Source organism: Paenibacillus sp., assembly GCF_035645195.1.
Lineage (GTDB): Bacteria > Bacillota > Bacilli > Paenibacillales > YIM-B00363 > Paenibacillus_AE.
Window position 1 is genome coordinate 119,278 of record NZ_DASQNA010000030.1, and the last position, 24,349, is coordinate 143,626.

Genomic DNA, 24,349 nt, shown 5'->3' on the forward strand with positions numbered 1-24,349 from the left:
GGCGTCTCAGGAGAGGCGTCTTTGCGTCTTTGGGCAACGATTCCGCGTACCGACAAGGGAGGCTCCGCATGCAGCTCATCGCGAAATGGAAGCGCCGGTTCGCCGCGAAAATGATCGCCGCGTTCGTCATCGTCATCTTGATTCCCGCCGCGTTCACGAGTGCATCGTTCTATTGGGTCTCCAATTCGACCGTCAAAAACAACGTCCGGGAATCGTCGGTGCAAATCGCCGTGCAAGCCGCGGACTCCATCTCCTATATTTTAAACGCGGGGAGCGACGTATCCGATCTGTTGTATTCCGACCTCCGCATCCAGAACGTGGTGAAGAAGCAATCCGGGGCTTCCGAGAACGTCAGGGAGTATTTGGAGGACGAAGCGTATTTGAAGAGCGTGCTGAATAACATCGTCTACTCGAGCTCTTTCGCCAACATCGTTTACGTGCTGAAAAACAGCGAGCATGGGTGGGGCAGCGGATCGTTTTCCCGGACGAAGTTGAGCCGCTACAATCTAGAAGCGTTCGACTGGGCGAGCGAAGCGAAACGGCGGGACGGAGGCCTCGTCTGGATGGGGCTGCAGGACGACCGGTTCAGCGGCGGCGGGGACAATACGGAGCTGGTTTTGCCGATCGCCCGCGTGCTGAAGGATTTCGACACGATGGACAATATCGGGTACATCCTCGTCAACATTAACGGCCGGAAAATCGTCGAGAAGCTCGAGCAATTGAAGCTTGGCGAAACCGGACGTTTCTTCGTCGCCGATTCGGAAGGACGAGTGATGATCGACGCCGACATCTCGCGCATTCATCGGCTCGTCGCCAACGACGAGCTGCTGCGGAACATCGTCGACAATCCGTACGTCGAGTTCGAGTTCGACGACGGCGGGGTGCCGCACTACGGCGTGAAGCAGCGCCTCAGCAACGGCTGGTATATCGTCGGCACGGTTCCCGTCCGCGAAATTACGCAGAAGCTCGATGCGCTCAACCGCAATATCGCGTCTTCGTTCGCGGCGTTCACGCTGGCCGGCATTCTGATCGGTCTCGTCATCGCGAACTACGTCACGAAGCCGATCAAGCAGCTCACCCGACAAATGAGGCTGGTCCAGCAAGGGGACCTCACGGTGCGTTCCGACGTCCATTCGAGCGACGAGCTCGGCTTGCTGAGCCGCCAATTCAATCGAATGATCGCCGATATCGATCGGCTGATGGAGCAGGTGCGGGAGGAACAGAAGAAAAAGCAGGACGCGGAGCTGCGCGCGATCCACCACCGAGTTAATCCCCATTTCCTCTTCAACACCCTCAGTACGCTGCGGTGGCTGATTAAGTACGGCCAGACCGAGAAGGCGGACCAAGGCATGTCGGCGCTCATCCGGCTGCTGGAGGCGAACATGGGGAAGAAGGGCAACTTCGTCACGGTTCGGGAGGAGCTCGATATTATCGAAAAGTACCTGGCTATACTGGAGCTGCGATACAATCGAAAGTTCCGTCTGCAAACCGATATCGAGCCGGCGGCGGCCGATTTCGTCATCCCCCGCATGCTGCTGCAGCCGCTCGTTGAGAACGCGATTTTCCACGGCATCGTGCCGAAGGACGAGGACGGGGACATCCGGATCGCGGCCGCGCGGACGGCGGCCGGCCTCGCGATCGAAGTGAGGGATAACGGCATCGGCATTTTGCCGGAGAAGCAGGTGGTGGTTCGGTCCGTGGAAGAGGCGATCGCAACGGGCGAAGCCGGGATCGGTTTGCGTCACGTGCACGAATGCGTGCAGCTGTATTACGGGCCCGGATCTTCCGTGACGCTGCGCAGCGAGGGCGGGGCCGGGACGACCGCGAACATCGTATTAACCGCGAATGCGGTGGAGGCAAGGGGGGACGGCGTATGATACGAGTCTTGCTGGCGGACGACGAGCCGCTGATCCGTTACGGCATCAAGGCGTCCGTCGATTGGGAGCGGGAAGGGTTCCGCCTCGTCGCGGACGTCGCCAACGGCGCCGACGCGCTGGCCGTCATGGAGACGGAGACGATCGATATTTTGATCACGGATATCAAGATGCCGATAATGGACGGACTCGCCTTGACGAAAAAAGCGATGGCGCTCCATCCGGGCATCAAGGTCGTGTTCGTCAGCAGCTATAACGATTTCGAATATGTTCGCGAAGGGCTCCGCCTCGGCGTGGTCGATTACATTTTAAAGCCGTCGCTGGAGCCGGAGGACTTGCTGCAGATCGTGAAGAAATGCGCCGAGGCGATTCGGGCAGAGGGACGGGTCCCGCGCGACGCCGCGGAGGACGACCTGCGGGAGCGGAGGGGATACGAGCACACGCTGAAGCGGTTTCTCGTCCACCGTTCGCAGGCCGCGCCGGCGGGACGATTCCCGCCATGGCTGGATGGGGCGTACACGGCCGCATATGCGGCGCTGCATCGACAAGGGGAGGCGGACGGCTTTTTGAACAAATCGATCGTCGCGGATTCCTTCGTCGATTTGTTTTACGCGGAGAACCCGCGGGGCATCGTGTTTCCGACGTCCGAGAGCGAGATGTTTTGCTTGCTGCCCTTCGAGGAAGCGCCGGAGCGGCGGTTCGGGAAGCTGCGGGACGCGATGCGGAGCGAGAACGGGACGGACGTGTCGTTTGGCTGCGTCGCGAGCCGCGGAACGGACGACCTTCAACGAGCGTACGATTGCAGCAAACAAGCATGCCGGCGGAGCTTTTTCCGCGGCGCCGGCATTTACCGGTTCGAGGAAGCCGATCCATCGATCCGCGATGCTTCCGGGGAAGATCTGCCGCGCATGCTCGAATCGATCCCGGATCCGAACGGCGAAGCGCTGGCCGAGGCGGTCGGCCGATGGCGGGCGCGCTGGACGGCGGGCGGGAAGCCGCCCGATGCTCTCAAGGAAGAGGCGTGCAGAGTGCTGTCGCAGCGGTTTAAGCACGCGATCGATCCGTACGCGCTGGTCGAGTGCTTCGACCTGCTGTTCGCGTCGGAGACGTTCGACGAGCTGTGCCGCAGGCTGCTCGAGCAGATCGCGGAGCTGAGCAAAATCGGGCCGGAGCTCGCCGCGCCGCAAAACCCGGTTGGGAAAGCGCTCGAGTATATCCGCCGGCATTACCTAGAGACGATTACCCTGCAGCAAGTCGCGGATTACGTGCATGTCAGCAAAAACTATTTCTCGATTTTGTTCAAGAAAACGATGGGCTGCAACTTTATCGACTACCTGATCGATTTGCGAATCCAAAAGGCGAAGGAGCTGCTGCTTCGAACCGATTTGAAAATTTACGAAATCGCGGAGCAGTCCGGCTTCAACGACACCAAATATTTCAGCAAGCTGTTCAAGAAGGTAATCGGGTTGTCGCCGAACGAGTTTCGGGAATGTCACGGCATGGTCCCCCTGGAACGGCAGAAGGAGCGCCCATGAGCATGCGTTTCCGTTTCGGCCAATGGGCTCTCGCGGCCGTCTTGTTTGCCGCTGGCTGTTCGAACTCGCACATTATCGACGATCCGCAGGGAGTTCAGCGGGTCGACGACGAGCCCGTCAAGACGATCGTGGTTTGGCACACGTACAGCGACCAAGAGACGAAAATTTTCGAGGAAACGCTCATTCCGCGATTCGAGCGCAACCATCCGGGCGTGCGCATCGAGTCGGTCAGGCAAGAGTACAACCTGGAGTATCGGGCGGCCATCGCGGCGAAGGCGTCGGCCGGCGCAACCCCGGACGTCGTGCGCATGGAATATTCGTGGGTGCCCGACTTCGCCTCCAAGCGGCTGCTGTATCCGCTCGACGCCTTTCCCGATTTCGCCGAAGCCGCGGGGGCGCTTGCGGAGCGGATGAAGGAGAGCGGCTATTATCAAGGACGCGCGTATGCGCTGCCGCTGAACATGAATACGAAAGCCGCCGTGTACAATGCCGAATTGGCGCGCCGCGCCGGGGTGAATCCCGCCGAGGCTTCGCTGCCCGAGGTGCTCGAAGCCGCGCGCGGCCACGGACTCGTCGTCGGGATGGCGGGCCTCGAAATGTGGCAAAGCTTGCCGTATTTTTTCGGGCTCGGCGGCAGGCTCGCCGACAAGGAGTTCCAGGCCGCAAGCGGCTATTTCGACAGCGACGAAAGCGTACGCGCAATGGAGACGCTTCTCGAATGGCATCGGGCGGGCGTCCTCGCTCCCGAGCTGCTGGACGACGCGGATTTGTGGGGCGGCATTCGGTCCGGCGAGCGGCTGCTGATGATGGACGAAGGCCCATGGTTTTACAGCATCCTGCTCAACTCCGCGGAGGTCGGGCGGAGCCTGATGTCGGCGACGACGCCCGCTCCGTTCCCGCAAGGGCCCGAATACGGCGCCGTGGTCGGCGGAGAAAGCTTGGTCATCACGAAAGGAAGCCGACATAAGGAGGAAGCGTGGGCATTCATCCGCTGGATGCTCGGGAAGGAGGCGCAGACGGCGCTGTTCGGCGCCGGTTTGATCCCGACGCATCGGGAGGCGCTGCGCGACGCGGAGCAGATCGTCGCGGAGAATCCTTACTTGAAGGCGTATATGGAGGGAATCGCCGACAGCTTCGTTCGCCCCCCGGTCCCGCAGTGGTCCAAGGTGGAGGAAATTTACAAAAAGGCGATGGAGGACATGTTTCTGCACAACCGGGACGTCCGCGTCACGTTGAACGAAGCGGCTGCGCGCATGGATGAGGCGCTGAACGCGGGAGGGCGGTCGAGCGACCGATGAGCAGGCTCCAACCATTACGGTAATGGATGGGCCTGTTTTTCTTATGGGCGAAAATTCTTGTATTACTTGTATACAAGTATGATGAGTTGGTGGTAAAATGTAAGCTGAAAGCCCTTACGGAGGTGCAACGATGCTCGAACTTGAGCCGGCCGCGCCGGCCCCCAAGCAGTCGGCCCGCGATTACGTATACGAATTGCTGCGCGATCATATCGTTCGGCTGAAGCTTGCTCCCGGCCAGCCGCTGTCGGAGAACGAGATCGCCGCGAAGCTGCAGATCAGCCGAACCCCGATCCGGGAAGCGCTCGTGCGGCTGTCGCAGGAGCAGCTGCTGGAGGTGCTGCCGCAGCGCGGGACCTACGTGTCCCTCATCGATTTGGAGGAGGTGGAGGAGGCCAGGTTCGTCCGCGAGCAGCTGGAGCCGGCTGTCGTCAGGCTCGCTTGCGAACGGTTCTCGCCGGATCATCTCGTGCAGCTCGACATGAACGTGCTTCTGTTCGAGAAATACGTCGAGGAACGAAATTACGCGAAGCTGTTCGGATTGGACATTCAATTCCACGAAATTTTGTTCGCGGGCAGCGGCAAGCAGCGAACATGGTCGATCGTACATACGCTGAACGCGCATTTAAGCCGGATTCGCATGCTTAGCTTGGCTTCGGCGTTCAACTGGAGCACGATCGCGGCGCAGCACCGGGCGATGGTCGAATGCATCCGGAGCGGGGACGCGGACCGGGCGGAACGCATTATGAAGGAGCATGTGACGTTGATCGTGCACGACCAAGAGGCGCTGGTGCGCGCTTATCCGACCTATTTCAAAAACACGAAACGAGGCGGTGACGAGCAATGAGGATGGTATTCCGCTGGTTTGGCGAAGGAAACGACCAAGTCGCGCTGTGGCAAATCAAGCAAATCCCCGGCGTCGAAGGGATCGTCTGGGCGCTGCACGACGTCCCGGCGGGCGAGGAATGGCCGATGGATAAAATCGAGGCCGTGAAGCGCCAAGCGGAGGCGCACGGCTTCCATATCGATGTCGTGGAAAGCGTGAACGTCCATGAAGACATCAAGCTGGGACGGCCGACGCGGGACCGGTACATAGAGAACTACAAGCGAACGATCGAAAAGCTGGGGCAAGTCGGCGTGAAAGTGATTTGCTACAACTTCATGCCCGTGTTCGATTGGATTCGCACCGACTTGTACCGCGAGCTGGAGGACGGCTCCACGGCGCTGTTTTACGAGAAAAGTCTGCTTCAAAACATAGACCCGGAGGTGCTGGTCCGCACGATCGCCGACAATCCGAAATTCACGATTCCGGGCTGGGAGCCCGAACGGCTGCGAACGCTGTCCGGCTTATTCGAAGCGTACCGGGACGTGACCGAGGAGCGATTGTGGAGCAACCTGCAGTATTTTCTAGAGGAAATCATCCCGGTCGCCGCGCGGTGCGGCATCCGGATGGCGATCCATCCGGACGATCCGCCGTGGTCCGTCTTCGGGCTGCCTCGCATTATGACCGGGCAGGACAACATCCGGAGGCTGCTCCGGCTCGTCGATCACCCGTCGAACGGCGTCACGCTGTGCAGCGGCTCGCTCGGCGCCAATCCGGCGAACGATATTCCGGCGATGATTCGCGAGTTCGGCGACCGCATTCCGTTCGCGCATATCCGCAATGTACGCGTGTACGAGAACGGCGATTTCATCGAGACGTCCCATCGCGGAGCGGACGGAACTGTCGATATCGTCGGCATCGTCGAGGCGTACCACGATATCGGATTTACGGGCTACGCGAGACCGGATCACGGCAGACATCTGTGGGGCGAAGAGTGCCGCCCGGGCTACGGCCTGTACGACCGGGCGATGGGGATCATGTACTTGTGGGGCGCATGGGACGCCATTCAGCGAACGAAGAAAGGGAGATGAGGCAGCGTGCTGGGGATCAATGAAAACTTGAGAGGCAAAGTGGCCGTCGTCACCGGCGGAAGCGGCGTGCTGTGCGGCGCCATGGCCGTCGAGCTGGGACGCCAGGGCGTGAAGGTGGCGATCTTGAACCGAAGGGTCGAGAAAGGGCAGGAGGTGGCCGAGTCGATCCGCGCCGCGGGAGGCGAGGCGATCGCCGTCGCGTGCGACGTGCTGGACGCGGACAGCGTGATTCAGGCCGACGAAGAAATTTTTCGCCGTCTCGGGCCTTGCGATATTTTGATCAACGGCGCCGGGGGCAACCATCCGGACGGCACGACGGCGAAGGAGACGCTGAAGCTCGAGGATCTCGGCCAACCCGGCCTCCGCACCTTCTTCGACCTAAGTCCGGAAGGGTTCAGCTTCGTGTTCAATCTCAACATTCTAGGAACGCTGATTCCGACGCAAATTTTCGCGAAGCGGATGCTCGGCCGCGAAGGCTGCACGATCATTAACATGTCCTCGATGAGCGCGCCGAGCCCGATGACGAAAGTGCCCGCGTACAGCGCGGCCAAGGCGGGGATCGAAAATTTCACGCAGTGGCTCGCCGTCCATATGGCGGACGTCGGCATTCGGGTCAACGCGATTGCGCCGGGCTTCTTCCTGACGGAGCAGAACCGCAATTTGCTCACCCAACCGGACGGGAGCCTCACCGAACGCGCGCACAAAATTATCGCGCACACGCCGATGCGGCGGTTCGGCAAGCCGGAGGATTTGCTCGGCGTGCTGCTGTGGCTGGCCGATCCGGAGCAGTCGGGCTTCGTGACGGGCGTTACGGTGCCGGTCGACGGCGGGTTTTTGGCGTATTCGGGCGTGTAAGAGCGAGGAGCGAATGGAGATGCGCGCGGGGGAGCTTATCGAACGTTGTTTGCTATCGCAGGGGCTCGGCGCGGCCGGCGCCGCGACGGTCGACGGCATCGTCGCGGGCTCGCCGGATACGTTGGTGACAGGCATCGCCGTGACGTTCCTGGCGTCCCAAGCGGCGCTGGAGCGTTCGGCCGCGCTCGGCGCCAATTTCGTGATCGCGCATGAAGGGCTGTACTACAGCCATCGCGCCGACGGATCCATTGCGGCGGGCGGCACCGTCGCGCTTGCGAAGAACGCGTGGATCGAAGCGTCGGGGATGGTCGTGTACCGGTACCATGACGGGATTCACCGCAGTTTGCCGGATCGGATAACGGAAGGGTTGATCGAGGCGCTGGAATGGCAGCCGTACGTGGAGGAGGTACGGCCGGAAGCGACCGTCGTCCGGCTGCCGTCGATGCGTCTGGGCGATTTGGCGTCCGCGCTGAAGGAGAAACTCGCACTCCCTTACGTGCGCGTCGCCGGCGACTTGAACGCCGCATGCTCGCGGGCGGGCGTCGCGGTCGGCTACCGGGGCGGAGCCGCGGTCGCCGTTCCGCTGTTCGAGGAGCGGCAGGTCGATGTCGTCATCGCAGGCGAAGGGCCGGAGTGGGAGACGCCGGAGTACGTGCGCGACGCCGTCCGCCAAGGGAAGCGGAAAGCGCTCATTCTGCTCGGGCATGCGGCGAGCGAGGAGCCCGGCATGGAACGGCTCGCGCGGCGGCTGCAGGCGGCCGATCTCGGCGTGCCGGTGCATTTCGTCTCGGAGCGGCCGGCGTTGGAGATCGTATAAATCTAACGTTAGGGAGGGGCAAAGGATGCCGCAAGGGAAAGAACGCGCGGGGTATGCATGCTGGCTCAGTTACCGCGAGGTGAAGGACGCGCCGCTGCGCCAGTCGTACCTTCGCGGCTGCTCGCGCATCGCGATCGCGGGGGATTCGCCGATCCTCCGGTCGGCGCGGGACGAATTGGTATCGGCGCTGCAGTCGATGCTGGGGGCGACGCCGCAGGTGGTCGAGGCGGCCGACGAGACCGCGACGCTGGTCGTCGGGACGGTCGGCAGCCACCCCCTGCTTCGCGGCGAAGGCGTCGTCTCGGAAGAGGGGTACGCCATCCGCCGCTCAGACGGCGGTCCGATCGCGCTCGCCGCGAACACCGATCGCGGCGCGCTTTACGCGGTATTTCATTTCCTCGCGCTGCTGCAGGAGGGCGAATCGATCGAGCGGCTGGACATCGCGGAAACGCCCGCGAACCGGCTGCGCATGATCAACCATTGGGACAATATGGACGGCAGCATCGAGCGAGGGTATGCAGGCCGATCGATCTTTTTCCGGGATGACCGGTTCGACTACGATTTGTCGCGCGTGCGCGATTACGCGAGGCTGCTGGCGTCCGTCGGACTCAACGCCGTGTCGATCAACAACGTGAACGTCCACCGGACGGAAACGAAGCTGATCACGGAGGAGTTGCTGCCGGACGTCGCGAAGGTCGCGGACATCTTCCGGGCGTACGGCATTCGGCTGTTCCTCAGCGTCAACTACGCGAGCCCGATCGAAATCGGCGGCCTTGGCACCGCGGACCCGCTGGACCCCGCCGTCGGGCGCTGGTGGAAGGAACGAGCCGAGACGATCTACCGGTACGTTCCCGATTTCGGCGGATTCGTGGTCAAGGCGGATTCGGAGTTCCGGCCCGGACCGTTCAGCTACGGAAGAAACCACGCCGAAGGGGCGAACATGCTGGCCGACGCGCTGGCGCCCCATGGCGGCATCGTCGTTTGGCGCTGCTTCGTCTACAATTGCTTGCAGGATTGGAGGGATCGGAAAACGGACCGGGCGCGCGCGGCGTACGATCATTTCATGCCGCTGGACGGACAGTTCCGGGACAACGTCATCCTGCAAATCAAGAACGGGCCGATGGATTTTCAAGTTCGAGAGCCCGTCTCGCCGCTGCTCGGAGGCCTGGCGAGCACGAACCAACTGCTGGAGCTGCAAATTACGCAGGAGTACACAGGGCAGCAGCGGCATCTATGCTACCTTGTTTCGCAGTGGAAGGAAGTGCTGGACTTCGATACGTACGCGCGCGGGGAAGAGTCTACCGTGAGCAAGGTCGCGAGCGGCACCTTATTCGAGCGCCCGATCGGCGGGATGGCCGCCGTATCCAACATCGGGGACGACGACAACTGGACCGGGCATCCGCTCGCGCAGGCGAACTGGTACGGGTTCGGGAGACTCGCGTGGGATCCGAGCCTCGCCGCGGAGCGCATCGCCAAGGAATGGATCGCGAGGACGTTCGGCGGCGACCCGCTCGTCATGCGGACGGTGTCGGAGATGCTGCTCGGGTCCTGGGAAATTTACGAGTCGTATACGGCGCCGCTCGGCGTCGGCTGGATGGTGAATCCGAATCACCATTACGGCCCGAACGTGGACGGCTACGAATATTCCAAATGGGGGACGTACCATTTCGCGGATTGCCGCGGGATCGGCGTCGACCGGACGGCGGCCACCGGCACGGGATATACGAGCCAATACCATTCGCCGCAATCGGACCGTTACGAGTCGCTGACGGAGTGCCCCGACGAACTGCTTTTATTTTTCCATCATGTGCCGTATACGCACGTGCTGAAATCGGGCAAGACGGTCATTCAGCATATTTACGATTCGCGCTTCGAAGGGGCGGAACGCGCGGCCGAGCTGCTCCGGCGCTGGGACGCGTTGGAAGGCCTCGTCGACGCCGAGATCCACAAGCAAGCCCGCGACCGGTTCGTTCACCAAGCGGAGCATGCGCAGGAGTGGCGGGACGTCATCAACACATACTTCTACCGTAAATCGGGCATTCCGGACGCGCACGGACGGACGATATATTAAGACGCCGCGGGCACGCTGACAATCATTCGCGTCCCGCGGCCGAGCTCGCTTTCGGCCTCGATCGTCCCCCCGTGCGCCAGCACGAACGCTTTCGCGATCGCAAGACCGAGTCCCATGCCGCCGCCGCTTCGCGACCGGTCCGCGTCCGCCCGGTAAAACCGGTCGAAGATGAACGGCAGATGCTCCGGGGCAATGCCCGTTCCGGTGTCCTCGACGGCGACGACGAGCATGCCGGCCGCCCGGTCGGCCGAAATCCGGATCGCCACCGTTCCGCCGGAAGGCGTATGCCGCACGGCGTTCATCACTAGGTTTAGGAACACTTGCGTCATCCGGTTCGGATCGACCGCGGCAGCAGGCAGCGCATCCGCCGCTTCGACCGCAAGCCGAACGCCCTTGCCCTCCGCTTCTAGCTCCGCTCGCTCGGCGATGCGGTCGAGCAGCGCGGGCAGGTCGACCGCGCGGATGTCGAGCGGCAGCTTCTTCGCTTCGGCCAGTGACACCCGGTGGAGGTCGTCGACAAGGCGCGACAGCCGAATGAGCTCGTCCTGCAGCGGGAGCAGCTGCTCGGGCTCGACCGTTTCCCCGCGTTCCTGCAAATAGTCCAGTTTGCCTCGAACGATCGCCAGCGGCGTCCGCAGCTCGTGCGCGATATCAGCCGTCAAGCTGCGGCGCGTCGCTTCGGCGCGCTCGAGCTCTCCCGACATCGCGTTGAACGCCGCCGCCAGCTTCCCGTATTCGTCTTTGCCCTCGACCGGCGCCTGAACGCCGAGCTCCCCTCGGCCCAGCCGTTCGATGATCGGCATGAGCGATCGAAGCGGCCGCGTGAGCCGCTCCGAAATTCGCCAAGCGGCGAAGAGGGCGCATAATCCGATAAGGAAGACGCTCGCGAGCGAGAAGACGGTGACCGAGCTGCCGACGCCGAGCTGGATGATCGCGAGATTGGCGGCTTCGGCATCGTGATAATAAAGCGTCGCGATCGGTTCGCCCCCTGCGGACAGCTCGTGCCGAATGCCGAGACGCCGGATCTCTTCGGGGCGAACGGAACCGGCATGGGCGATCGATTCGCCTCCCGGTGCCAGCAGCATCGCGCTTTGATCCGGATGCCCTTCATAGTAGTCCGCGACGTCCGCATCCTCTGCCACTCCGTCCCATGAGCCGCCGTTCCGTTCAAAGTAGCTGACGTACAATTCGGACAAGACGTGGATTTCTTCGCTGCGATCCGCAATCGGGACGCGTTCGACGATTTGCTTTACGACGAAGACCGTTACTCCTGCGAAAATGAGGCTCATCGCCGCGACCATGCCGGCCATCGCGAGAAACAGTTTTTTTCGAATCGTCATCGGCGCTCACCGAACCGGTAGCCGAAGCCGAACACGGTCTGGATGTAAACGGGCCGGGCCGGATCGTCTTCGATTTTCCGTCGCAGCTTGCTGATATGCGCGTCGACCGTACGCTCGTCGTTCAAATAGTCGTCTTCCATCGCGGATTGCAACAGCTGCAGCCGGCTGAACACGATGCCCGGCTTCTCCGCCAGCGCGAGCAGCAGCTTAAACTCCGTCGGCGTCAGCGCGACCTCCTGCCCGCGCTTCCATACGCGCAGCTGCGGCTCCGAGATGGCGAGCTCGCCGCGTTCCAGCAGCGGCTCCGGCTCGCCGCCTCGCCCGTCCAGCCGGCGAATCAACGAGCGGATGCGGGCCGCCAGCTCGCGCAGCGACACCGGCTTCGTGACGTAATCGTCGGCGCCGACCTCCAGCCCGACGATTTTATCCGTTTCGTCGCTTCTCGCCGTCACCATAATGATGCCGGCCCCGCTCGTGCGCCTCAGCTCGCGGCAGACGTCGATGCCGCTCATCTCCGGCAGCATCCAATCGAGCACGACGACCGCCGGCTTCGATTCGCGCGCCTTTCGCAGCGCTTCGGTCCCCGTCGATGCCGTAACGACTTCGTACCCCTCCTGCCGAAAGTATGGCGTCATCGATTCCAGCACTTTCGCCTCGTCGTCGACGAGCAGTAGCGTAGCCATGCTCCATTCACCTTTCTTCCGTACGCATATTGCCCCCATTATACAATGCTTAGCGCAGGCGGTGCCGTTTTTCACGGGAATCGCAAACGATCTTCACAACTTCGCAACATCGACTTGATAGGATAGGGGCAGCAACGACGAAAGGATGTGCTTTCCCTATGCATCGAACGAAGCGGTCCGCCGCGGTCGTTCTCCTAGTCCTCGCTTGGCTGCTCGCCTCCTGCGGCACGATTCAAGGGAGGCCGCCGGAGGAGATCGACATGTCCGCGCCGCACGCAGGACATGCCGGTCATGACGGCACGGAGGGGCAGGTTGCCGCCGCGCTGTCTTGCCCTGATTTGATCGACCCGCCTTCCGCCGCGCCCGTTCGCGAATTCGAGCTGCAGGCCGCCGTGACGCGGCTGGAGCTGAACGACGGCACCCGCGCGGAGGCGTGGACGTTTAACGGCTCGACGCCGGGACCCGAACTGCGCGTCCGGGAGGGCGATCGCGTCGTCGTCAAGCTGACGAACGTCGACATCGAAGCCGGGGTCTCGATCCATTGGCACGGCGTCGTTCTGCCCTGCTCGCAGGACGGCGTGCCGGGCGTGACGCAGGATGCGGTTTGGCCCGGCGGGACGTTCACATATTCCTTCATCGCCAAACATCCGGGGACATATTGGTATCATTCCCATCAGCAAAGCTCCCGACAAGCGAAGCGCGGTTTGATCGGCCGCTTGATCGTCGAGCCGAAGGACGATCCGTTCGCGTACGACCGCGATTACGCCGTCACGCTGCAGGAGCTGAACGAGAAGCATCGGCTGACGAACGGCGCCGAAGGCGGACTCGCCCTCGAGGCCGCGCCGGGCGAAACGGTTCGTCTGCGGCTCGTCAACGCGTTCGACGAAACGCAGCGCATGGGCGTGGCAGGCGCCGAATTCCGGGTGGCGTCAATCGACGCCAACGACCTGAACGCACCGACGCCGCTCCGAAACGAGTGGATTCCGATAGGAGGCGGGCAGCGGTACGATTTATTGATAACGATGCCGGACAACGGGCAAGTCGTCGTATACAGTCGGGAGCATGCCGATTGGCGTATCGCGCTCGGGGCAGGACCGGAACCGGAGCGGCTGCCGAAGGACGCGGACACGTTCGACTTTACGACCTACGGCGAACCGAAAGAGGATGGCATTTCGGCGGACATGGCGTTCGACCGGACGTACGAGCTGGAGCTCGGTCCCGTTACGATCAACGGGAAGGGCGGACACCATATCCCGCCGATGCTGGTGAAGGAAGGCGATTGGGTCAAGGTGCGCATCAAGCATCGACTCGGCGCCGACCATCCGATGCATCTGCACGGTCATGTGTTTAAGATCGTGACGAAGAACGGCAGGCCGCTGACGGGGAGCCCGATTTATGCCGACAGCGTTCCGTTGTCTAAGGGCGACGAATACGAGGTCGTCTTCCAGGCGGATAATCCCGGCTTATGGATGCTGCACTGCCATAACCTCGGCCACGCCGCGGCGGGGATGACGATGATGCTCAATTACAAAGGAGTGTCGACGCCGTATCGAGTCGGCACGAAATCCGGCAATTTGCCGGATTAGTAGAGAAGGGGGGGCTCTTATGAAATCGTGGATGAAAATGCTGGCTGCATTCATACTCGGATTGATCGGCGGATTTCTTTTGTTCGAGGTCGTCGTCCGCGCCAGCATGCGGTGGATGGAGGCCGTGCCGATCGCCTTCATCGCCGCGCTGTCGTTCCTGCTGCCGCTCGGCGGCGCCTTCGCCGCGGTCGCGCTGACGGCACGGCGGGAGAGATCGAAAAAGTCGTAGACTCTGTCCGGTTCGACCATTTCTTGAGGCAGCGAGCATCGCTTTGGACAATTTTGGACATGCGGGAAGCCTCGTTCAATACTCCAATTACAGATCGTCCGGATCCTATGGTGAATACATGCAACACGCGCCGGACTTCCTGCAATGTTCCCCGCCATTTCGGATCGCTGAACCTTCGCCGCCCCTTCTGTTTCATCCGATCTTGAAGCAGTGAGCGGTGCTTGGAACACCCATCGCTGGACACGTCACCGACCACTGGTTCGATAGTTTCTTGAGGAGGCGGGCGTAGCTTTGGACAATTTTGGACAACAGAGAAGCTCTGCTCAATATTTTGACTACTGAAAGTCCAGGACCTTTGGTAAATACATTCAGCACACGCCGTACTTTCCCTGCGAAGCTCCCCCGTGCCGTGTCTTCGGCGAAGTTCCCTCGCGTTAGGAGCCGGTAAACCCGTCTTCGGCCCGTCTGGTTCGACCGTTCCTTGAGGCGGCGGGCGTAGCTTTGGACAATTTTGGACATGCGGAAGGCCCCGTTCAATACTCCAATTACCAACCGTCCGGTTCCTATGGTGAATACATGCAACACGCGCCGGACTTCCTGCAACGTTCCCCGCTATTTCGATTCGCTGAACCCTCGCCGCCCCTTCTGTTTCATCCGATTCTTGAAGCAATGAGCGGTGCTTTGAACACCAATCGCTGGACACGTCACCGACCACTGGTTCGATCGTTTCTTGAGGCGGCGGGCGTAGCTTTGGACAATTTTGGACATGCGGAAGGCCCCGTTCAATACTCCAGTTACCGAATGACCGGTCCTTTGGTGAATATATACAACACTCCCTGGAATTCCTGCTATGATCCCCGCCATTTCGGATCGCTGAACCCTTAGCCGCCCCTTCTGTTTCATCCGATTCTTGAAGCAGTGAGTGGTGCTTGGAAGCCAATCACTGGACACATCACCGACCACTGGTTCGATCGTTTCTTGAGGCGGCGGGCGGCGCTATGGACAATTTTGGACATGCGAGAAACCCGTTTCAATACTCCAGTTACCGATGACCGGTCCTTCGCTGATACATGTAACACACCCAGACTTTTTGCTATGTACCCGCCATTTTCGAGCCGGACCCGTCTTCTACCCGTCTGGTTCGAACGTTTCTTGAGGCGGCGAGCGTAGCTTTGGACAATTTTGGACATGCGGAAGGCCCCTTTCAATACTCCAGTTACCGAATGACCGGTCCTTTGGTGAATATATACAACACGTCCGGATTTCCTGCTATGTTCCCCGCCATTTCGAGTCGCTGAACCCTTCGCCGCCCCTTCTGTTTCATCCGATTCTTGAAGCAGTGATCGCGCTTTGGACACCAATCGCTGGACACGTTACCGACCTCTGGTTCAATCGTTTCTTGAGGTCGCGAGCATCACTTTGGACAATTTTGGACACCAGAGAAGCCCTGCTTAATATTTTAACTACTGAAAGTCCAGGACCTTTGGTGAATACATGCAGCACACGCCGTACTCTCCCTGCGAAGCTCCCCTCGCGCCGTGTCTTCTGCGAAGTTCTCTCGCGTTAGGAGCCGGTAGACCCGTCATCGACCCGTCTGGTTCGACCGTTTCTTGAGGCGGCGGGCGTAGCTTTGGACAATTTTGGACATGCGAGAAATCCCGTTCAATACTCCAGTTACCGAATGACCGGTCCTTTGGTGAATATATACAACGCGCCCTGGAATTCCTGCTATGTTCACCGCAATTTCGAATCGCTGAACCCTTTGCAGCCCCTTCTGTTTCATCTGATTCTTGAAGCAGTGAGCGGTGCTTTGAATACCAATCACTGGACACGTCACCGACCACTGGTTCGATCGTTTCTTGAGGCGGCGAACAGCGCTTTGGACAATTTTGGACATGCGGGAAACCCCGTTCAATACTGCGACTACCTAAACTCGAGAACCTTCGGTGAATACATGCATACGCGCCGTACTTCCTGTGAAATTTTTCGCTTCCAAGGAGAGGAAGGAGAACGACGGCACATCGTCGAATTTACGAAGACCGACGGGTATGAAGAGCGGTCGTTCGATTTGGAACCGGTTACAGTCATGCAGCGCGTAACGTTTATGTTCCTGCCCGGCAGCTGCTGCGATTTTTGATTGGTTCCGCTTCGAGCGGAGGGAATGAGGAGAAAACCACTTTTTTGTAAAAGAGGTGCGCGGAAATGACGACAGGCATGATGAAGGCGGCGGTTATGGACAGGCCGATGTCGATCGGCGTCAAACAGGTCGAGATTCCTGTGCCGAAGGACGGCGAGGCGCTGGTGAAGGTATACTGCATCGGCGTATGCGGCTCCGACGTGCATTATTACGAGCGCGGCAAAATCGGGCGGTACGTCGTGACGGAGCCGATCGTCCTCGGGCATGAGGTCGCCGGCGAAGTCGTCGCGGTAGGCGGCGGCGTGACGAACGTGTCGGTCGGCGACCGGGTGGCGGTGGAACCCGGGGCGACGTGCGGCCGCTGCGACTACTGCAAGTCCGGACGGTACAATTTGTGCCCGGACGTCGTGTTCCTCGCGACGCCGCCAGTCGACGGAGCATGGGCGGAGTACATCGTCATGCCGAGCGAATTGTTGTTCAAGCTGCCCGACACGATGAGTTACGAGGAAGGCGCGCTGCTGGAGCCGCTGTCCGTCGGCTTTCACGCGATGCTGCGCGGCGGGGTGAAGCCGTTCGATCGGGTGCTCGTCACCGGCCTCGGCCCGATCGGGCTTCTCGCGGGGCAAGCGGCGAAGCTGTTCGGCGTGACGGAAATTTACGGGACGGACGTCGTGCCGTTCCGCCGGCAGCTGGCGCTCGACATGGGCTTTACGGCGGCGTTCGACCCGGCGAACGAGGATGTCGCCGCGCGGCTCGCCGAGCTGACCGGCGGGGAGGGCGTCACGTACGTCGTCGAGTCGTCCGGCAACGCAAGGGCGATGGCCGACACGATCAAGCTCGTGCGGCGCGGCGGCAAAATCGTCTTCGTCGGGCTGCCCGCGACCGACGCCGTGCCGATGGACATGGGAAGCTTCATCGATGCCGAGATCGACGCGTACGGCGTCTTCCGTTACGCGAATACGTATCCGGCCGCGATCCAAGCGCTGCAGCGCTCCTCCATCGATCTGACGAAGGTCATCACGCACCGGTTCGCGCTGACGGATATCCGGGAAGCGGTGGAAACGGCGCGCACGCAGAAAGAGACGAGCATCAAGGTCATGATTTATCCGAATCTGCCGTAAACCGGCTTGGGTTGCCCTGGGCGCTGTCGCGCTTGGGGCAGCTCGAAATGTCCGGATCGCTGTACGACATGGCGCGATCGGCATTGCAGCCGGCCGAGGAGCCCAGTAACATATAACGCACAAGAGTGGAACCTCCGTCGCGGTAAGGGGGCAGCGGAACGATGCTGAAAACGAAAATGTTCGTAGCGTTTTCCTGCGTATCGTTATTCATCGTCGGCATCACCTGCGGCATTTTGTACCATAAGTACACGGACGACATCCAGAATCAATCCCTCTTCTTATCCTCTATCATCTCCAGGCAATTTTCCGCCATGGTCGATCTGTATCTGCAAAATATCGAAGAGCTTTCGCTGGCGGTGGCGATCTCCCCCGTCGTGCAGAGCAATTTAATGGAATATACGAGGGCGGACGATTCCCTGAAGAAAGAAATTATCGGGTATAAGCTCAGTCCGTATTTGTTCGATTTTTCGTATCCGAAACCTTATGTTCATTCGATTTCGATCCACACCTTGGATGGGTACATGTACTCGTACTCCAAGGAGATGGAAACCCGTTTCGTGCCTGCATATCAGTACGAGGATTTGCGGCATTTCCACCGGCGGCTCGAAGACAGCAAATTCATTTTGCATCTGCCCGACGAGAAACAGCTCGCGAACGCCGGGGGGCCGACGAAGCGGCTCGTCTCTTTCATCCGGCGCATTCACCGCATTCCGACGCAGCAGGCCATCGGCTACGTGAATATCAACATCAACGTGAACGCGTTCGAAGCGTTGGCGCTCGCCGAGATGCGGGCGAACGAGCTCGACACCGGCGGCATGTCCATCCTGCTGCTTGACGGCGAGGGCGCCGTTATTTACGACAATGCTGCGGTCGGAGCGGAGGGGGCGCGCCGCACGTTCGACGCGGCCGGACTTGCTGACGGGAAAACGGCCGGGGAGCTGGTGTGGGAGGCGAAGTCCTACTTTTATACATACGAAACGTCCGATTATACCGGGTGGCGGGCCGTCGTACTTTTTCCGAAGGATGCCGTACTGCGCAAGCAAGCGCAAATCCGGAACGTGATCATCGCCGCCGGCCTCGCGACGACGCTCGTCGCGGCGCTTATTTCCTATACGCTGTCGCACCACATCACGACGCCGCTACGCGCCTTAATGCGGCATATGTCCAGCGTAGAGCTCGGCGATTTCAGGCGGCGTATGGAGTATTCCGGGAACAACGAATTCGGCAAGCTGAGCCGGGTGTATAACCATATGCTGGACAGCATCTCGCGGCTCATCCGGGAGGTGTACGAATCGAAGCTCGCCGAGAAGAACGCCCAGCTGGCCGCGCTGCATGCGCAGATCAACCCTCATTTCCTGTACAACACTCTTAACATGATGAAGTCGATCAGCCGCCTCCGCGGCGCCGAAGAGGTGGCGGAAATTTCGGAATCGCTCGCCGGCTTGTTCCAGTACAGCATGAAGAACATGCACCGGCCCGTTACGCTGCAGGAAGAGCTGGATCACATCGGCAATTACTTCAAAATTCAGCAGCATAGGTTCGGCAACCGGGTAAACCTGACGTTCGACGTGGAGGAGCCGCTTCGAAAGGCGCTGATTCTCAAGCTGACGATCCAGCCGGTCGTCGAGAACGCCATGAATCACGGGCTGGCCCGGCTGAAATCGGGCGGGACCGTCGCCGTCCGCGCGACGCGGCGCGGCGAGACGCTCGTGCTGCGCATTAACGATAACGGAGCGGGAATGGCGCCCGAGCGGCTGCAAGCGCTGCAGGAAGCGCTGCTCGAGGAAAGCGGGCTCCAAGGGCTGCGCGACGAGCCGGGGGGCGTCGGACTTGCGAACATTCACCACCGCATTCAGCTGTACTACGGCAAAGAATACGGCGCGGCGATCGACAGCGCGCCCGGCATGGGGACGAAGGTGGAGCTGACGATGCCGCTGCGGTTCGCGGAGCCGCAATTCGAAGGGGGACGTGCGAAACCATGAACATTTTCCTGGTCGAGGACGAATACTGGGCGCTCGCCGAGCTGACGGAGCTGTGCCGGGCGTACGAACCGCAGCATGCCGTGTACGCGTTCAGCAACGGGGAAGAAGCGCTGCAGGCGGCGGAGCGCGTTCGCCCGCATTTGGTGCTTACCGATATCAACATGCCGGTCATGGACGGGCTGGAGCTGTCGGAGCGGCTGTACCGGATGGACCCGTCCATTAAGAAAATCATCGTCAGCGTACACGACCAGTTCGAGTACGCGCGGCTCGGCATGAAATACGGGGTGAGCGATTTTCTGGTCAAGCCGGTGAAGAAGGAGACGCTGTACCACAGCATCGATCAAGCGCTGCGGCAGCTCGGGGAGGAAGCTCGGATCTCGGACGAATGGCTGCTCGGCGCCTTGACCCGGATGCTGCTGACGCCGGAGCCGCCGGCGCATCCGAAGCTCGCCGCGTTCCGGGACGAGGCGTATTATCTCGTGCTCGCGCATGTCGACGGCGCCGAGGAACGCCGCCGCGCCGCGCCGCCCGACGATGGCGAGGTGAAGCGCCTGTTCGGCTTGCCGCCGACGGCGGAAGCGTACCGCATCGAAGCGGACGGGCGGCGGCAGGTGCTGCTCCTGCGGGCGGCGGATGCGCCTTCGGAGCGAGCGATCCGCGAAGGGGCGGAGGCGCTGCTCGAACGGCTGCGGCTGCCGTCCGCGCTCGTGCACATCGGGATCGGGATGAAGCCGCCAGGCGAGACGCCGGCCGAGGCGTTCGAACGGCTGAAACGGTTTGTGGAAGAAGAGCGGCGGTTCGGCATGCCGACGGTCGCGTCGATCGGCGAGCGAATTTCGGACGCCGACCTCGGCGGCGCGTGGGAGCGCGTTCGCATTCTCGAGACGCACTGCCGGAATGGGGAATGGGAGAAAGGGCGCCACGCGCTGCGGAGCTTGCTGCACGAATTGGAGCGAAAACGGGTGAAACGGCGCCAACTCGAGCTGTTCGTCGGCGACATGATGTTTTCGTTGAAATTCAAGCTCCATGCCCGGAACGGGGGCGGCGTCAATTTGCAGCATGTCCAAGAAGACGCCGCGCCGCTTCAACATGTCTGCACGTACGAAGACCTGTACGTCTGTCTGCAGCGCAAGCTCGAACGATTGTACGCGCCGGACCGGGGCAAAGAAGGGAAGGACGGCAATCCGAAGGAGCTGATTCCGCTGCTGCTGGAGCGCATCCATAAGGATTACCAAGAGCCGCTCTCCCTGCAGCAGTTCGCCGCGGAGCATTACGTCAGCGCGGGGTACTTGTCGCGAATGTTCAAGGCGCAGACCGGCTTGACGTTCTCCGAATACGTCACCGAATATCGAATTCGCAAAGCGCAGGAGCTGCTGAGCGAAGGACTCGATCGGCTGCAGGACGTCAGCCGGCTCGTCGGGTACGAGGATCCGAAATATTTCGGCCTGCAATTCAAAAAGCTGGTCGGCCTATCGCCCCTGCAGTACGCGAAGCGAGCGTCGAACGGACGGCAGCGATAAAATAGGAAAAATTGTCCCCCTCGGTTGGAAAAATCGTAGGTGTTCTCGCGGCGGGGCGGCATCTACAATGAAATTAGCTCACCAAAGGCTCCGGGCTTTGGGAGGCGGATCGCCGAAACCATCGGCTTCCGCAGGAACGTATGTCACTAAAGGAGGTTATTGTTTTGATTCGAGAGAAAAAATGGTTCGCCCTAGTTTCTTCCGCAACCCTCCTCGCCGCAACCATGACAGCTTGTTCTTCGAGCGCAACGAATACCGGGGGGAGCGCCCCCGCCGGCAGCGAACCGGCGAAGACTGATTCCGGTTCCACAGAAGTGAAAACGCTTACCTTGCTTACGGGGACGACCGGTTCGGCGTATCCGGCGCTGCAGGCGCTCGCGGCCGAAGCGGAGAAACAGCTGAACATCAAAATCAAATTCGACGTGAAGCCCGACGGCACGGAAGGGGATAACCTCGTCAAGACGCGGCTCGCGACCGGCGAAATGTCGGATATTTTGTTCTACAACTCCGGTTCGCTGCTTCAGGCGCTGAACCCGGACGAAAATTTCGTCGACCTGACCGGCGAGCCGTTCATGGATAAGCTGCTTGACTCCTATAAGCAGACGGTCACCAAGGACGGGAAAGTGTACGGCATACCGATCGGTTCCTCCAACGTCGGCGGCATCTTGTACAACAAACGGGTGTACCAGGAGCTCGGCCTCTCCGTGCCGAAAACGTGGGCGGAATATATCGCCAACAACGACAAAATCAAAGCGGCCGGCAAAGTGGCCGTGATCGGTTCGTACAAGACGACGTGGACGTCGCAGCTGTACGTGCTCGGCAATCACTACAACGTGCAGGCTCAGAACCCGAACTTCGCCAAAGATTACACGGAAAACAAGGCGAAGTACGCGACGACGCCGGCCGCGCTCCGCGGCTTCGAGATGACGGAGGAAACGTTCAAGAAAGGGTACATGAACGAGGATTTCCTTGCGCTGACCTACGACGGGGCGCTGAAGATGCTCGCGGAGGGCGAAGGCGTTCACTACCCGATGCTGTCGTCCGCGGTGGACTCGCTGGCGATGAACCATCCGGATAAGGTGAAGGATATCAGCGTGTTCCCGATTCCGAGCGACGACCCGAACATTAACGGATTGACCGTCTGGATGCCGAACTCGCTGTATATCAACAAGAAGAGCAAAAACGTGGAGGCGGCGAAGAAGTTCCTCGAGTTCGCCATTTCCCCGGAAGGCATGAAAGTGTATATGAGCAAAGCGAAGGCGAACGGCCCGTACGTCGTCGAAGGGATCAACGTGCCGGACGACGCATACGATGCCGTGAAAGATATGCAGCCGTACTTCGATTCGGGCAACACCGCGCCGGCCCTCGAGTTCGTGTCCCCGGTGAAAGGGCCGAACCTGGAGAGCCTCCTGATCGAGGTCGGCACCGGCCAAAAATCGGCGCTCGACGGGGCGAAGGACTACGACAAAGACGTCGAGAAGCAAGCGCAGCAGCTGAACTTGCCGGGCTGGTAATCGAACGTTTGCCTGCAATCGCGGCTCCGCTTTGACTGCGGCCAAGGCGGAGCCGGCTCTTAAGGGAGGTGTGCCGAACGATGACGTTATCGCAAAAGAGAATGTACTCGTACCTGTTCCTGCTTCCGGCAGGGATCGTCTACTTCGTCTTTTATTTGCTGCCGACGCTCATGTCGCTGTTCTTCTCGCTGACGCGATGGACGCTGACCAAATGGCAGTTTATCGGCTTCGATAATTACGTCATGTTCTTCGAGGAAACGTCGCTGCGCATCGGCTTTAAAAATACGATCATTTACGCCGTCGTCACCTGCGGCCTCAAGGTCGTGCTGGCGCTGCTGCTCGCGACGTTGCTGACTTCGCGCATTTGGTTCCGGGATTATTTTCGCTCGATGGTATTCTTCCCGACGCTGCTCAGCACGATCGCCGTCGGGATCGCCTTCAGCACGATGATGCACCCGACGCAGGGCGTCATCAACACCGCGCTCGCCTCGCTCGGCATCGACGGGCCGGATTGGCTTGGCAATACGAAGCTGGCGCTGTATTCCGTCGCGTTCATCGACGTGTGGAAGGGCGTCGGCATCGCGACCGTCATTTATATCGCCGGCATTCTGTCCATTCCGCAGCATTATTACGAGGCGCTCAAAATCGACGGAGGCAACGCGTTCCGCGGCTTCTGGCACATTACGCTGCCGTTGAGCCGGCCGGCCATGAACTCCGTCATCATCTTGGCGTTCATCGGAGGGCTGCGCACCTTCGATCTGATTTGGGCGACGACGAGAGGCGGGCCGGGATTTTCGACGGACCTGATCGCCTCGATTATTTATAAGCAGTATCAAGCAGGATTCTACGGCCTCGCGACCGCCGGGAACGTCATTCTGTTTATCGGCATCTCCGTGTTGGCTTTCCCGTTGTATATGTTCTTGAATCGACGGGAGGTCGACTTATGAGCATCGCGGTGAATGAACCTAAATCCGTCGCGGCGCAGCCGAAGCCCCAAGGGCTGACGCTGGTCCGCAAGGTGATCGTGACGGCGGTGCTCCTCCTCGCCTCCACGATCGTGTTCTGGGTGCCGTTCTATTTCGTTATCGTGAACTCGTTCAAGTCGAGCACGGCGGCGGCGGACATGAACATGGCTTGGCCGGAGACATTCCATATCGTCGAAAATTATTCCGCCGTGCTCGCGGCCGCCGATTACATGCTCGTCCGGGCGTTCTACAACAGCACGCTGCTGACGCTGTTTTCGCTGGCCGGCCTCGTCCTGCTCAGCTCGCTGGCCGGGTTCGTGCTGCAGCGGCGCGAACGGAGCAGGGAAGCGTCGGCGCTCAACTTTCTGATCTTGACGGGCTTGATGATCCCGCCGGCGATCGTGCCGACGATCTGGGTGCTCAATTCCATCGGCTTGTTCAAGACGCTGCTGGGCCTGACGCTGGTGGAGATCGCCCTCCATTTCCCGTTCTGCGTCATTTTGTACAAAGCGTTCACGGCGACCATTCCGAAGGATTTGGACGAGAGCGCGTTCATCGACGGCTGCGGCGGCCTCAAGCTGTTCACGCACATTATTTTCCCGCTGCTGAAGCCGGTGTCGTCGACAATCATCATTATTCAATCGGTCGCCATTTTTAACGATTTCGTCAACCCGCTGTATTTCCTGCCGGGGGCGGAGAACGCGACCGTCCAGCTGACGCTGTACAATTTCATGAGCATGTATTTGACGAACTGGAATTTGCTGTTCGCGGACGTCGTGCTCATCTCCATCCCGCCGCTGATCTTGTTCCTGTTCTTCAACAAGCGCATCGTGGCGGGCATGACCGCGGGAGCGGTGAAGGGGTGATCAGGCCCGGACTCGTTGGGCTATCGGTTTACTATATAAAAGGAG

General features: G+C 60.5%; 18 protein-coding genes. 16 read left to right on the top strand and 2 right to left on the bottom strand.

Annotated elements, in window-relative coordinates; genetic code table 11:
- Positions 1-68 precede the first annotated feature (68 nt).
- The 8 genes from VE009_RS15530 (at position 69) to VE009_RS15565 (ending at position 10,361) form a co-directional block, all read left to right on the top strand.
- Positions 69-1,877, top strand: coding sequence for a sensor histidine kinase (locus VE009_RS15530; protein WP_325009138.1), 1,809 nt, complete (start codon positions 69-71; stop codon positions 1,875-1,877).
- Positions 1,874-3,409 carry a response regulator transcription factor gene (locus tag VE009_RS15535; protein ID WP_325009139.1) on the top strand — a complete coding sequence of 512 codons (1,536 nt, stop codon included), beginning with the start codon at positions 1,874-1,876 and terminating at the stop codon, positions 3,407-3,409. Before VE009_RS15530 ends, VE009_RS15535 begins: the two co-directional genes overlap by 4 nt.
- Positions 3,406-4,707: an extracellular solute-binding protein gene (locus VE009_RS15540; RefSeq protein ID WP_325009141.1), complete on the top strand. Its 1,302-nt coding sequence runs from the start codon at positions 3,406-3,408 to the stop codon at positions 4,705-4,707. Before VE009_RS15535 ends, VE009_RS15540 begins: the two co-directional genes overlap by 4 nt.
- Before the next feature lie 130 nt (positions 4,708-4,837).
- Positions 4,838-5,551, top strand: a complete 714-nt coding sequence (locus tag VE009_RS15545; RefSeq protein WP_325009143.1) for a GntR family transcriptional regulator — start codon at positions 4,838-4,840, stop codon at positions 5,549-5,551.
- The gene (gene uxuA, locus VE009_RS15550) at positions 5,548-6,618 is read left to right on the top strand and encodes a mannonate dehydratase (protein WP_414694871.1); all 1,071 of its coding nucleotides are present in this window, start codon (positions 5,548-5,550) and stop codon (positions 6,616-6,618) included. Before VE009_RS15545 ends, uxuA begins: the two co-directional genes overlap by 4 nt.
- A gap of 6 nt (positions 6,619-6,624) precedes the next feature.
- Positions 6,625-7,473 carry an SDR family oxidoreductase gene (locus VE009_RS15555; protein WP_325009145.1) on the top strand — a complete coding sequence of 283 codons (849 nt, stop codon included), beginning with the start codon at positions 6,625-6,627 and terminating at the stop codon, positions 7,471-7,473.
- 19 nt (positions 7,474-7,492) lie between these two features.
- Positions 7,493-8,290 (top strand): Nif3-like dinuclear metal center hexameric protein, encoded by a 798-nt coding sequence (locus VE009_RS15560; protein WP_325009147.1) that lies wholly within the window; start codon positions 7,493-7,495, stop codon positions 8,288-8,290.
- Between the two features lie 25 nt (positions 8,291-8,315).
- Entirely contained in the window at positions 8,316-10,361 is a 2,046-nt protein-coding gene (locus VE009_RS15565; RefSeq protein ID WP_325009149.1) for an alpha-glucuronidase family glycosyl hydrolase, read from the top strand.
- Here VE009_RS15565 and VE009_RS15570 read toward each other — a convergent pair.
- Positions 10,358-11,701 (bottom strand): sensor histidine kinase, encoded by a 1,344-nt coding sequence (locus tag VE009_RS15570; RefSeq protein ID WP_325009151.1) that lies wholly within the window; start codon positions 11,699-11,701, stop codon positions 10,358-10,360. The two genes, VE009_RS15565 and VE009_RS15570, sit on opposite strands and share 4 nt — an antisense overlap.
- On the bottom strand, positions 11,698-12,384 hold the full coding sequence (locus VE009_RS15575) for a response regulator transcription factor (RefSeq protein WP_325009153.1): 687 nt from the start codon (positions 12,382-12,384) through the stop codon (positions 11,698-11,700). Before VE009_RS15575 ends, VE009_RS15570 begins: the two co-directional genes overlap by 4 nt.
- Before the next feature lie 158 nt (positions 12,385-12,542).
- On the opposite strand from VE009_RS15575, the gene VE009_RS15580 reads away from it, so the two are divergent.
- The 8 genes from VE009_RS15580 to VE009_RS15615 all read left to right on the top strand — a co-directional run bounded on the left by VE009_RS15580 (position 12,543) and on the right by VE009_RS15615 (position 24,304).
- Positions 12,543-13,970, top strand: a complete 1,428-nt coding sequence (locus VE009_RS15580; protein ID WP_325009155.1) for a multicopper oxidase family protein — start codon at positions 12,543-12,545, stop codon at positions 13,968-13,970.
- A 19-nt stretch (positions 13,971-13,989) separates the two neighbouring features.
- Positions 13,990-14,199, top strand: coding sequence for a hypothetical protein (locus VE009_RS15585; RefSeq protein WP_325009157.1), 210 nt, complete (start codon positions 13,990-13,992; stop codon positions 14,197-14,199).
- A gap of 2,202 nt (positions 14,200-16,401) precedes the next feature.
- Positions 16,402-17,457: an NAD(P)-dependent alcohol dehydrogenase gene (locus tag VE009_RS15590; protein WP_325009159.1), complete on the top strand. Its 1,056-nt coding sequence runs from the start codon at positions 16,402-16,404 to the stop codon at positions 17,455-17,457.
- A gap of 161 nt (positions 17,458-17,618) precedes the next feature.
- The gene (locus VE009_RS15595) at positions 17,619-19,439 is read left to right on the top strand and encodes a sensor histidine kinase (RefSeq protein WP_325009161.1); all 1,821 of its coding nucleotides are present in this window, start codon (positions 17,619-17,621) and stop codon (positions 19,437-19,439) included.
- A complete protein-coding gene (locus VE009_RS15600) occupies positions 19,436-20,959 on the top strand; it encodes a response regulator transcription factor (protein ID WP_325009163.1) in 1,524 nt (507 codons plus the stop codon). The genes VE009_RS15595 and VE009_RS15600 overlap by 4 nt, the downstream gene beginning before the upstream one ends.
- Before the next feature lie 314 nt (positions 20,960-21,273).
- Positions 21,274-22,473, top strand: a complete 1,200-nt coding sequence (locus VE009_RS15605; RefSeq protein ID WP_325009165.1) for an ABC transporter substrate-binding protein — start codon at positions 21,274-21,276, stop codon at positions 22,471-22,473.
- A gap of 80 nt (positions 22,474-22,553) precedes the next feature.
- On the top strand, positions 22,554-23,420 hold the full coding sequence (locus VE009_RS15610) for a sugar ABC transporter permease (RefSeq protein WP_325009167.1): 867 nt from the start codon (positions 22,554-22,556) through the stop codon (positions 23,418-23,420).
- Positions 23,417-24,304, top strand: coding sequence for a carbohydrate ABC transporter permease (locus VE009_RS15615; protein ID WP_325009169.1), 888 nt, complete (start codon positions 23,417-23,419; stop codon positions 24,302-24,304). Before VE009_RS15610 ends, VE009_RS15615 begins: the two co-directional genes overlap by 4 nt.
- Positions 24,305-24,349: the final 45 nt, after the last annotated feature.

Excerpts from the sequence above, each read along its gene's own strand:
- VE009_RS15545 (WP_325009143.1), top strand. The coding sequence starts at position 4,838 with ATGCTCGAACTTGAGCCGGCCGCGCCGGCCCCCAAGCAGTCGGCCCGC.
- VE009_RS15575 (WP_325009153.1), bottom strand. The coding sequence starts at position 12,384 with ATGGCTACGCTACTGCTCGTCGACGACGAGGCGAAAGTGCTGGAATCG.
- VE009_RS15570 (WP_325009151.1), bottom strand. The coding sequence starts at position 11,701 with ATGACGATTCGAAAAAAACTGTTTCTCGCGATGGCCGGCATGGTCGCG.
- VE009_RS15610 (WP_325009167.1), top strand. The coding sequence starts at position 22,554 with ATGACGTTATCGCAAAAGAGAATGTACTCGTACCTGTTCCTGCTTCCG.
- VE009_RS15535 (WP_325009139.1), top strand. The coding sequence starts at position 1,874 with ATGATACGAGTCTTGCTGGCGGACGACGAGCCGCTGATCCGTTACGGC.
- VE009_RS15590 (WP_325009159.1), top strand. The coding sequence starts at position 16,402 with ATGACGACAGGCATGATGAAGGCGGCGGTTATGGACAGGCCGATGTCG.
- VE009_RS15585 (WP_325009157.1), top strand. The coding sequence starts at position 13,990 with ATGAAATCGTGGATGAAAATGCTGGCTGCATTCATACTCGGATTGATC.
- VE009_RS15615 (WP_325009169.1), top strand. The coding sequence starts at position 23,417 with ATGAGCATCGCGGTGAATGAACCTAAATCCGTCGCGGCGCAGCCGAAG.
- VE009_RS15530 (WP_325009138.1), top strand. The coding sequence starts at position 69 with ATGCAGCTCATCGCGAAATGGAAGCGCCGGTTCGCCGCGAAAATGATC.
- VE009_RS15580 (WP_325009155.1), top strand. The coding sequence starts at position 12,543 with ATGCATCGAACGAAGCGGTCCGCCGCGGTCGTTCTCCTAGTCCTCGCT.
- VE009_RS15595 (WP_325009161.1), top strand. The coding sequence starts at position 17,619 with ATGCTGAAAACGAAAATGTTCGTAGCGTTTTCCTGCGTATCGTTATTC.
- VE009_RS15540 (WP_325009141.1), top strand. The coding sequence starts at position 3,406 with ATGAGCATGCGTTTCCGTTTCGGCCAATGGGCTCTCGCGGCCGTCTTG.
- VE009_RS15560 (WP_325009147.1), top strand. The coding sequence starts at position 7,493 with ATGCGCGCGGGGGAGCTTATCGAACGTTGTTTGCTATCGCAGGGGCTC.
- uxuA (WP_414694871.1), top strand. The coding sequence starts at position 5,548 with ATGAGGATGGTATTCCGCTGGTTTGGCGAAGGAAACGACCAAGTCGCG.
- VE009_RS15600 (WP_325009163.1), top strand. The coding sequence starts at position 19,436 with ATGAACATTTTCCTGGTCGAGGACGAATACTGGGCGCTCGCCGAGCTG.
- VE009_RS15565 (WP_325009149.1), top strand. The coding sequence starts at position 8,316 with ATGCCGCAAGGGAAAGAACGCGCGGGGTATGCATGCTGGCTCAGTTAC.